We start from the raw sequence: 10,009 nt of genomic DNA on the forward strand, positions 1-10,009 counted from the left end.
GGCCGAGGTCGGCGGGCGCGCGGGTGCCGTCGGCGGCCTCGGCCGGGGCCTTCTCGGCCAGTTCGTCGGCGAGGGCCTGGAGCTTGGCGATGACGTCCGAGTACGCGCGGTACGCCTCCAGGGCCGAGCCCTTGCCGGTGAGGGCGGCGCGCCGGAGGGAGGGGACGGTCGCGAGATCGCGGAGGAGGCCGGGAGAGGCCGTCGCGGCGGCGCGGATCTCGTCGATCTGGCGGTCGACGCGGGTGCTGCGGGTCGCGGAGACCTGGTGCCCGGTCTTCTTGTCGCCGTCGTCGGCGTCTCCACCGTCGCCCGCCTGCTCACGCCCCGCCGCGATGAACACGACGACCTCGTCGCGCTCGTCCGCGAGGGAGTGGGAGAGGGTCACGGCCTGCTGGTTCAGCTGGGCGAGGGTGACCAGGTTCTGCGCGTCGTTGAGGTCGGCGGAGACCAGGAGGAGGCCGGGAGCGCCGGCCGCGACCACGGCCACGCCCACGAGGGCGACGCCGACGACGAGCCGGTTGCGCACCCGCGCCCGGCGTCCGTCGGGGACGCCGGAGGACGCGCTCGCGCCGACGGCGCCGCCGGGTACGCCGGTGACACCGGTGGTCCCGGTGGTCCCGTTCGCTCCAGGGTTCAGGGGGCCGCCCGGAGTCTCACCGCGCGTGACGCCGTTGCCCCGAGGCCGCTTCTTTCGCACCGGTGCTCACATTCTTGTTCTCGTCCGCCCATGAAGCGGAGATGACATCCGGTCAGCGACGAGACATCGGCCGCTCCGCCACCTGAACGAGTCAACATCACAGAGGAGTTGACCAACAACTCTTCCCAGGAGGCGCACTACCGGAACCTGTTACGCCGGGTGGACCTTACGCGCACGCTTTGGCAGGATGCGCGCCCGCAGCTCCCCGGAGGGGTGCTCCACCACCGAAACACACCGTCTGACCTGGGTGTAAAGGCCACTGACCAACCATGCAGACGGCGTGAAGGACCCATGCGGAAGGGTGCGGGGGTCGTGCAGACTGGCCCCCATGCGCATCGAACTCGTCACCGCCCCCGGCACCGCCGGACGCCTCAACGAGGACTGGACAGCCGTGTCACTGCCCGCGAGCGGCGAGGGCGGTGTGCTGGTGGTCCTGGACGGGGTGACCCCGCCGGCGGGCGGCGACGGTGGTGACGGTTGTGTCCACGGTGTGCCCTGGTTCACCGCCCGGCTGGGCGGCGCACTGGTCGAACTGTCCGGTTCACGGCGGGATATGACCCTCGGCGCGATCCTCTCCGAGGCGATCCGGCGCACGGCGGACGCTCACCGTGACACCTGTGACCTTTCTCACGTACGGACGCCTCAGGCAACGGTCGTCATGGTCCGCTGGGGCACGGACGCGGTGGAGCACCTGGTGCTCTCGGACTCGACCCTGCTGCTGGAGTCGCCGGACGGCGCGGTACGGGCGGTGCTGGACGACCGGCTGGACCGGATCCCCCGGGAGGCCCTGCGCCTGGTCGCGACGGCGGACGCGCTGCGCAACGCGGAGGGCGGCTTCTTCACGGCGGCGGCGGACCCGGCGGTGGCGTCGAGGGCGGTGACGGGCCGGACGCCCGCGGCGGAGGTGCGGAGCGCCCTGGCCCTCACGGACGGCGCGGCGCGGTGGGTGGAGATGTTCCGGGAGGGCGGCTGGGCGGACTGCCTGGCGCTGGTGCGCAAGAGCGGCCCGCAGGAGCTGGTGGACCGGGTACGGGCGGCGGAGTCGGCGGACCCGGACGGGGCGGCGTTCCGGCGCTGGAAGACGAGTGACGACGCGACGGTGGCGTACGTGGAGCTGTGACGTACGCACAGACCTCCTCGTACTCGTACCCCCGCCTACACCCGACTGTTCAGCTGGTGAAGGAGCCGGGCCAGCTCGGCGACCTCGGTACGATCCCATTCGGCGAGCCGGCGTACGTACATGTCGCGGCGCGCGTCCCGCACCTGGCGGAAGCGGGCCAGTCCCTCGTCGGTGATCCGCACGAGCGAGGCGCGCCCGTCGGCGGGGTCGGGCTCGCGGGTGACGAGGCCCAGCTCCTCCAGGGCGCGCAGCTGGCGGCTCATGGTGGCCTTGCCGACGCCGAAGTACCCGGCGAGGGCGGTGGCGCGCTGGCTGCCGCTCTCCTCCAGCCGTACGAGCAGTCCGTACGCGGCGGGCTCCAGCTCCGGGTGGACCTCGCGGGCCATCTCGCCGGAGTTGGCTCTGGCGCGGCGCAGGAAGACGGCCAGCTCACGCTCCAGCGCGAGGAACTCGTGGTCCACCTCGCGCCCGCCCGCCGGGGCCCGGTCGTGTGCCGTACCGCTCGCGTGCACGTCAGCAGCCATCGCGCGCTTTCCCGCTCCTGAAGGTTTTCCTGGCCGGCGGCCGTTGCCGCGGCTTTCCGAACAGTATTTCGCAGGCTCGTAGGAGTGGCGTCAGCGTGCCGCGCCGCGTACGGGTGGGTGACCGTGCGTAGCGTCGTGATGCCCGTCCGGATCACCGGACCGCCCCCTGGAGGCACCAGCCATGCCCACGCCCGGACCCACGACGACCGGCCGCTTGTTACGGTCCACGGCGGCCACACTCCTGGCCGTCCCCGCGCTCCTCCTCACGTTCCCGCCGACGTCGACCGCGGCGCCCGCCGCCCCCGCCTCTGTCCCCCCGGTGCGGGGATCGGCGCACATGGGTCTGGGCGTCCTCACGCACGAGGGCCGGGGCGGCGGGGCGCCCGCGAGCCTGCGGGTGGCACAGACGGAGGGGGTGGACGTCTCCAGCCACCAGAAGGACGTCGACTGGGCCAAGCTGTGGGACAGCGGGGTGAAGTGGGCGTACGTGAAGGCCACCGAAGGCAGCTACTACAAGAACCCCTACTTCGGCCAGCAGTACGAGGGCTCGTACAACACCGGGATGATCCGGGGCGCGTACCACTTCGCCGCCCCGGACGACTCCGGCGGCGCCGAGCAGGCGACGTACTTCGTGGACGGCGGCGGGGCGTGGTCGCCCGACGGCAGGACACTGCCCGGGGTCCTGGACATCGAGTGGAACCCGTACGGCGCGGCCTGCTACGGCAAGACGCCGGCCCAACTGGTCTCCTGGATCCGCGACTTCCTGACGACGTACAAGACCCGCACGGGCCGCGCGGCCCTGATCTACACGTCCACGAACTGGTGGCGCGACTGCACGGGCAACTACGCGGGCTTCGGCCCCACGAACCCGCTCTGGATCGCCCGCTACGACAAGACGGTCGGCGAACTCCCGGCGGGCTGGGAGTACCAGACGATCTGGCAGTACACGTCCTCGGGCCCGACGGTAGGAGACCACAACAAGTTCAACGGCCCCCTCTCAGGCGTAAAGTCCCTGGCCACCGGCTGACGCCCACTCACGCCTGCCGGCGCCCGGCGACGGCACCGCGAAGTCGTCCACGACCTCGGACGCCGACTTCACCCCCGGCCGTCGCAGCGCTCCACCCCGGGAGACCGCACGGCCGGGTGTCCGCCCGGTTGGCCCTGCGAGCTGACGGACACCTACTACCCCACCGCCGTCGCGCGCGGCACCCGCCTGGCCGGGACGGCCAGGATCCCCGGCGGAGCCGTCACCCTCCTCGCCGAGCTCGGTCACGTGGGCGTCCGCGTCCGCGAGGACGTGACCGCGCGCATGCCCGACGAGGAGGAGCTGGCAGCCCTGGACATCCCATCCGGCGAACCCGTGCTGCGCCTGACGCGCGTCACCTTCGACCGCGACGACCGGCCCATCCAGCTCGACCTGATGACCATGCCCGCCCGACTCCAGCGCCTGCGCTACGAGATCCGGATCGGCTGACCTGCCCGGAACGAGGAAGACGCGTACGACCGTCGGACCCTCCACGAACGGCCGGGCGACCGCCATGGGGGCACCCGGCGACGGCCGCGCCCGCCCGGAACGGGTGTCCGGGTGGGCGCGGCCGTCGTCAGTGGTGGGGCCGGGAGGCTTACGCCGCTGCCGGGACCCTCATTTCTGCCGGGGACAGGGCGATGTCCAGGACCTGGCGTACGTCCGTCACCGGGTGGATCTCCAGTTTGTCCAGGATCTCCGCCGGGACGTCGTCCAGGTCCGCCTCGTTGCGCTTCGGGATCACGACCGTCGTGATGCCCGCGCGGTGGGCCGCCAGGAGCTTCTGCTTCAGGCCGCCGATGGGCAGGACGCGACCGGTCAGCGAGACCTCGCCGGTCATGGCGACGTCCGTGCGGACCAGGCGGCCGCTCAGGAGCGAGGCCAGGGCCGTGGTCATCGTGATGCCCGCGCTCGGGCCGTCCTTCGGGACCGCGCCCGCCGGGAAGTGGATGTGCACGCCCCGGTCCTTGAGGTCCGCGACCGGCAGTTCCAGTTCCGCGCCGCGCGAGCGGAGGAAGGAGAGCGCGATCTGTGCCGACTCCTTCATCACGTCACCCAGCTGACCGGTCAGGGTCAGCCCCGAGCCGCCCGTCTCCGGGTCGGCCAGCGACGCCTCCACGAAGAGGACGTCACCGCCCGCGCCGGTGACCGCGAGGCCCGTCGCCACCCCCGGGACCGCCGTGCGGCGCTCCGCCGGGTCCTGGGCGGACTCGGGGACGTGGTGCGGACGCCCGATCAGCTTGCGCAGGTGATCCGGGCCGAGCGTGAACGGCAGCTCCCGCTTGCCCAGTTCGTGTTCCGCCGCGACCTTGCGGAGGAGTCTGGCGATGGAACGCTCCAGGTTACGGACGCCCGCCTCGCGGGTGTACTCGCCCGCCAGCCTGCGCAGCGCCTCGTCCTCCAGCGTGACCTCGCCGGGCTCCAGGCCCGCGCGCTCCAGCTGCCGGGGCAGCAGGTGGTCCCTGGCGATGACGACCTTCTCGTCCTCGGTGTAGCCGTCGAGCCTGACCAGCTCCATCCGGTCGAGCAGCGCCTCCGGGATCGCCTCCAGGACGTTCGCCGTGGCGAGGAACACCACGTCGGACAGGTCGAGTTCGACCTCCAGGTAGTGGTCGCGGAACGTGTGGTTCTGCGCCGGGTCCAGGACTTCGAGCAGCGCCGCCGCCGGGTCGCCCCGGTAGTCGGAGCCGACCTTGTCGATCTCGTCGAGCAGGACGACCGGGTTCATCGAACCGGCCTCCTTGATCGCCCGGACGATACGGCCCGGCAGCGCGCCGACGTACGTACGCCGGTGTCCGCGGATCTCCGCCTCGTCACGGACGCCGCCCAGCGCCACCCGCACGAACTTACGTCCCATGGAGTGCGCGACCGACTCGCCGAGCGAGGTCTTGCCGACGCCGGGCGGACCGACCAGGGCCAGTACGGCGCCGCCACGACGGCCGCCGACCACCCCGAGCCCGCGCTCCGCGCGCCGCTTGCGCACGGCCAGGTACTCGGTGATGCGTTCCTTCACGTCCTCCAGGCCCGCGTGCTCGGCGTCGAGGATCCGCTGGGCGCCCCTGATGTCGTACTCGTCCTCGGTCCTGACGTTCCAGGGCAGTTCGAGCACCGTGTCGAGCCACGTGCGGATCCAGGAGCCCTCGGGGCTCTGGTCCGACGAGCGCTCCAGCTTCTCGACCTCCTTGAGGGCGGCCTCCCGTACCTTCTCGGGCAGGTCGGCGGTCTCGACCCGGGTCCGGTAGTCGTCGGACTCGTCCTCGTCGCCCTCGCCGTTCAGGCCGCGCAGTTCCTTCCGTACGGCTTCGAGCTGGCGCCGCAGGAGGAATTCACGCTGCTGCTTGTCGACGCCCTCCTGGACGTCCTTGGCGATGGACTCCGCGACGTCCTGCTCCGCGAGGTGTTCCCGGAGCTGGTCGGTGGCGAGCTTGAGCCGGGCCACCGGGTCGGTGGTCTCCAGCAGCTCGACCTTCTGGGCGGTCGTGAGGAACGGTGAGTACCCGGCGTTGTCCGCCAGCTGCGACACGTCGTCGATCTGCTGGACGCGGTCGACCACCTGCCAGGCGCCGCGCTTCTTCAGCCAGTCCGCGGCGAGGGCCTTGTACTCCTTCATCAGGTCGGTGACGGCCCCGGGCAGCGGGTCCGGCGCCAGTTCCTCGACGCTCAGGCCCTCGACCCAGAGGGCCGCGCCGGGTCCGGACGTCCCCGCGCCGATCTGCACTCGGCCACGGCCGCGGATCAGTGCGCCGGGGTCGCCGTCGGAGAGCCGGCCGACCTGTTCGACGGTGCCGCGCACGCCGATGCCCGCGTACGTCCCGTCGATGCGCGGGACGAGCAGCACCTGCGGCTTTCCCGCGCCGCCCTCGGCGCGGGCGGCGGCCTGCGCGGCCTCCACGGCCGCCCGGACCTCGGCGTCGGACAGGTCGAGCGGAACCACCATTCCGGGCAGCACGACCTCGTCGTCGAGCGGCAGCACGGGAAGCGTGAGCGATGTGGACGTGAGAGCCATGATCTCCCCTTCAGCATTCAAGTTGAGCTATACCCGCTCAATGCTTGTGAGCCTCCTGTTGTTCCCCGGGGGGCGTTCGCTCTGAGCGATCACTCCCGCACGCGTACCGCAGGCGGGAGGCAGAGAGGTGTAACGCCCTGAAGGGGGTCACGCTTCCCGTACCCGAACCGGTTTGTCGCCGGCCTCCGCCGCGCACGAGGATGGGACCGAGAGCGAAGACACCAGCAGTCCCCCGGAGAGGCCGCACCATGCCCGTATCCGCCCAGGCACCAGGCCCGGAATCGCACCACTCGCCGGATCACGACGACCGCCCCGTCGTCCTCGACCGCCGCGACGGCCCGTACGGCGAGGTCGTCCTCCGGCGGCGCGGCGCCGAGCTGGAGATCATCGCCAACGGGTGCTTCCTGATGGACACCTCCGACGGCCGCTCCGAGCGCCTTCTCATCGACGCCGCCCTCGCCGCCCTCCCCGAGGACCGGCGCGAGCAGCGGCCCTCCGTCCTCGTCGGCGGACTCGGCGTCGGCTTCTCCCTGGCGCACGCCGCCGCCGACCCCCGCTGGGGCCGGATCGTGGTCGTCGAGCGCGAACAGGCGGTCATCGACTGGCACCGCTCCGGCCCGCTCGCCCGGATCTCGGGCGCGGCGCTCGCCGACCCGCGCACGGTGATCCTCCACACCGATCTGGTCGAGCACGTGAAGACCGCCACGGACAGCTACGACGCCCTGTGCCTCGACATCGACAACGGGCCCGACTGGACGGTCACCGAGGACAACGGGACTCTCTACACGCCGGCCGGGCTCGCGGCGTGCCGCGAACGCCTCAACCCCGGCGGTGTGCTGGCCATTTGGTCCGCGCGGCCGTCCCCCGCCTTCGGCGAAGCGCTACGGAATGCCGGGTTCGGTGGAGTTGCTGCCGAAGAGATCCCTGTTGCCCGGGGCGTACCGGACGTCGTTCATCTCGCCGCTCGCACTGCGTAGCCGTGACCCTGTTCCTGCCTCTACGCTGCTCCCGACACACGCGATCTCCATCCACGTGGAGCCACCCGGGGATCGCGGACGACGGATCGACGATCGCGGAACGCGTACCAGCCAGCAGGGGCGGGGCCATGGAGCAGACACAGACCAGCCACAACGGGGTCGCGGCGACGCCGGGGGCCCAGCGAAGGGTCCTGGTCGTCGAGGACGACGCGACCATCGTCGACGCCATCGCCGCGCGGCTGCGGGCCGAGGGCTTCCTGGTCCAGACGGCGGTCGACGGCCCCGCGGCCGTCGACGCGGCCGAGGCCTGGCAGCCGGACGTGATGGTCCTCGACGTGATGCTGCCCGGCTTCGACGGCCTGGAGGTCTGCCGCCGCGTCCAGGCGCAGCGCCCCGTGCCGGTGCTGATGCTGACCGCCCGCGACGACGAGACGGACATGCTGGTGGGACTCGGCGTCGGCGCCGACGACTACATGACCAAGCCCTTCTCCATGCGGGAGCTGGCGGCGCGCGTGCACGTGCTGCTGCGCCGCGTGGAGCGCGCGGCGCTCGCCGCCGTCACCCCCCGCAGCGGCATCCTGCGCCTCGGCGAGCTGGAGATCGACCACGCGCAGCGCCGGGTGCGGGTGCGGGGTGAGGACGTCCACCTGACGCCCACCGAGTTCGACCTGCTGGTCTGCCTGGCGAGCACCCCGCGCGCGGTGCTCTCCCGCGAGCAGCTCCTCGCGGAGGTGTGGGACTGGGCGGACGCGTCGGGCACCCGTACGGTCGACAGCCACATCAAGGCGCTGCGCCGGAAGATCGGCGCCGAGCGGATCCGTACGGTCCACGGAGTCGGGTATGCCCTGGAGACCCCGGCCCCATGACCCGTCCCCGGGACGGCGCGCGCCGGGGGGCCGCCCCGCGCGGCGGTCGTTACGGCACCTCGCGCGGCGGTCCTTTCGACGGCCCGTACGGCGGACAGCGCGGCGGACCCCGGACAGGACCGGGCGGCCGGCCCAGGCAGCCCGGCCGGCGCGCCGGGGTCCCGGAGAAGACCGGGCTGCGTCCCTTCTCCATCAAGACCAAGCTCGGCACGCTGGTGGTCGTCTCCGTCTTCATCACCACCGGCCTGCTGATGGTGGCCCTCCGTACGGAGACCGAGCTCCGCTTCATCACCGTCTTCTCGGTGATCGCCACGCTCCTCATCACCCAGTTCGTGGCCCACGGCCTCACCGCGCCGCTCGACGAGATGAACACCGTCGCGAAGGGCATATCGCACGGCGACTACACCCGCCGGGTCAGCGGCATCGACCGCCGCGACGAGCTGGGCGACCTCGCCGCCACCATCAACCGGATGGCGGACGACCTGGAGGCCGTGGACCGGCACCGCAAGGAGCTGGTCGCCAACGTCTCGCACGAGCTGCGCACCCCCATCGCGGCGCTGCGCGCGGTCCTGGAGAACGTCGTGGACGGCGTGTCCGCCGCCGACCCGGAGACGATGCGCACGGCGCTGCGGCAGACGGAACGGCTGGGCCGGCTCACCGAGACGCTGCTCGACCTGTCCAGGCTCGACAACGGCGTGGTGACGCTCAGGGCCCAGCGCTTCGAGGTGTGGCCGTACCTGTCCGGCGTACTCAAAGAGGCCAATCTGGCCGCGTCGCAGCGCGCGCTCAGCTCCGGGTCCGGCAACCACACCCGTACGGACGTCCACCTCCATCTGGACGTCTCGCCGCCGGAACTGACCGCGCACGCGGACGCGGAGCGCCTGCACCAGGTCGTCGCCAACCTCATCGACAACGCGGTCAAGCACAGCCCGCCGCACGGGCGGGTGACGGTACGGGCCCGGCGCGGCCCCCGCCCCGAGTCGCTGGACCTGGAGGTCCAGGACGAAGGTCCCGGGATACCGGAGGCCGAACGGCACCGCGTCTTCGAGCGGTTCAACCGCGGCAGCGCGCCCTCGCCGCACGGTCCCGGCAGCGACGGGGGCACCGGCCTGGGTCTGGCGATCGCCCGCTGGGCGGTCGATCTGCACGGCGGGCGCATCGGTGTGGCCGAATCCGCGCGCGGCTGCCGGATACGCGTCACTCTTCCGGGAATTCCCCAGGCCCGGGATTGACGTAGAGTTCGGACTTGTTAACGCACGATCTCCGGGTACGGAGTCGGGGACGGGCGGACTACGGGCCGCGGACCCGTTGCAGCCGGGCACAGTGCTTCACGGGCGCTCTCCCGGCGAGGCGAACCAGGCTTGTTTCCCGCCATTTCATACGCTGAAACCCGCCGTCAGATGTGACTTGCACGACGATGGCCCGCCTGGCCTGCACCTGCGGGCCCGGTTAGGCGTAGCCTTGATTCCCGCTGTCCATCACCTTGTGAAGCGGAAGAGGGCGGTTCACGCCGTGTCGTCTCAGTCCCCCAGTAAGCCGAGTATCTCGACCGATGAAGACGGGCAGGGGAAGAACCCCGCCGCCGCCTTCGGCGCCAATGAGTGGCTCGTCGACGAGATCTACCAGCAGTACCTCCAGGACCCGAATTCGGTCGACCGCGCCTGGTGGGACTTCTTCGCCGACTACAAGCCGGGCACGCCCGGCACGGCGGACAAGCCGGCGGAGACCGCCGCCGCGGGGGCCGCGGTGACGCCGGCCTCCACACCGACGGCCGCCCCGACCCCGACAGCCACC

Annotated in this window: 9 protein-coding genes and 1 pseudogene; 7 read left to right on the plus strand and 3 right to left on the minus strand. The window is 72.0% G+C overall.

Translation table 11 applies throughout. The features are described 5' to 3' along the window. On the minus strand, positions 1-697 hold a 697-nt coding region (locus tag GT042_RS26195; RefSeq protein WP_345943920.1), incomplete at its 3' end, for a nitrate- and nitrite sensing domain-containing protein. Positions 698-1,025: 328 nt separating this feature from the next. Between GT042_RS26195 and GT042_RS26200 the strand changes: the two genes are divergently transcribed. After that, positions 1,026-1,817: a protein phosphatase 2C domain-containing protein gene (locus tag GT042_RS26200; RefSeq protein ID WP_161311196.1), complete on the plus strand. Its 792-nt coding sequence runs from the start codon at positions 1,026-1,028 to the stop codon at positions 1,815-1,817. A 35-nt stretch (positions 1,818-1,852) separates the two neighbouring features. Here the strand turns inward: GT042_RS26200 and GT042_RS26205 are convergent, their stop codons facing one another. Next, positions 1,853-2,341 carry a MarR family transcriptional regulator gene (locus GT042_RS26205; protein ID WP_161311197.1) on the minus strand — a complete coding sequence of 163 codons (489 nt, stop codon included), beginning with the start codon at positions 2,339-2,341 and terminating at the stop codon, positions 1,853-1,855. Between the two features lie 181 nt (positions 2,342-2,522). On the opposite strand from GT042_RS26205, the gene GT042_RS26210 reads away from it, so the two are divergent. Next, on the plus strand, positions 2,523-3,368 hold the full coding sequence (locus GT042_RS26210) for a lysozyme (RefSeq protein ID WP_161311198.1): 846 nt from the start codon (positions 2,523-2,525) through the stop codon (positions 3,366-3,368). A 126-nt stretch (positions 3,369-3,494) separates the two neighbouring features. Beyond that, positions 3,495-3,815 (plus strand): annotated as a pseudogene (locus GT042_RS26215) (UTRA domain-containing protein); the annotation flags it as partial. Between the two features lie 148 nt (positions 3,816-3,963). Here GT042_RS26215 and lon read toward each other — a convergent pair. Continuing rightward, entirely contained in the window at positions 3,964-6,372 is a 2,409-nt protein-coding gene (gene lon / locus GT042_RS26220; protein ID WP_161311199.1) for an endopeptidase La, read from the minus strand. A gap of 248 nt (positions 6,373-6,620) precedes the next feature. Here lon and GT042_RS26225 point away from each other — a divergent pair, with 248 nt between their 5' ends. The 4 genes from GT042_RS26225 to GT042_RS26240 all read left to right on the plus strand — a co-directional run. Next, positions 6,621-7,349, plus strand: a complete 729-nt coding sequence (locus GT042_RS26225; protein WP_161311200.1) for a spermidine synthase — start codon at positions 6,621-6,623, stop codon at positions 7,347-7,349. Positions 7,350-7,477: 128 nt separating this feature from the next. Next, positions 7,478-8,215, plus strand: a complete 738-nt coding sequence (locus GT042_RS26230; protein WP_161311201.1) for a response regulator transcription factor — start codon at positions 7,478-7,480, stop codon at positions 8,213-8,215. 176 nt (positions 8,216-8,391) lie between these two features. Next, on the plus strand, positions 8,392-9,447 hold the full coding sequence (locus GT042_RS26235) for a HAMP domain-containing sensor histidine kinase (RefSeq protein WP_161311204.1): 1,056 nt from the start codon (positions 8,392-8,394) through the stop codon (positions 9,445-9,447). 280 nt (positions 9,448-9,727) lie between these two features. After that, a partial coding sequence (locus GT042_RS26240; protein ID WP_161311202.1) for a hypothetical protein occupies positions 9,728-10,009 on the plus strand: 282 nt, incomplete at its 3' end.

This window comes from Streptomyces sp. SID3212, assembly GCF_009865405.1.
In the GTDB taxonomy this organism is placed as follows: Bacteria; Actinomycetota; Actinomycetes; order Streptomycetales; family Streptomycetaceae; genus Streptomyces.

What these genes read in the sequence shown, in the direction of transcription:
- GT042_RS26200 (WP_161311196.1), top strand. Translation starts at nt 1,026, where the DNA reads ATGCGCATCGAACTCGTCACCGCCCCCGGCACCGCCGGACGCCTCAAC.
- GT042_RS26205 (WP_161311197.1), bottom strand. Translation starts at nt 2,341, where the DNA reads ATGGCTGCTGACGTGCACGCGAGCGGTACGGCACACGACCGGGCCCCG.
- GT042_RS26210 (WP_161311198.1), top strand. Translation starts at nt 2,523, where the DNA reads ATGCCCACGCCCGGACCCACGACGACCGGCCGCTTGTTACGGTCCACG.
- lon (WP_161311199.1), bottom strand. Translation starts at nt 6,372, where the DNA reads ATGGCTCTCACGTCCACATCGCTCACGCTTCCCGTGCTGCCGCTCGAC.
- GT042_RS26225 (WP_161311200.1), top strand. Translation starts at nt 6,621, where the DNA reads ATGCCCGTATCCGCCCAGGCACCAGGCCCGGAATCGCACCACTCGCCG.
- GT042_RS26230 (WP_161311201.1), top strand. Translation starts at nt 7,478, where the DNA reads ATGGAGCAGACACAGACCAGCCACAACGGGGTCGCGGCGACGCCGGGG.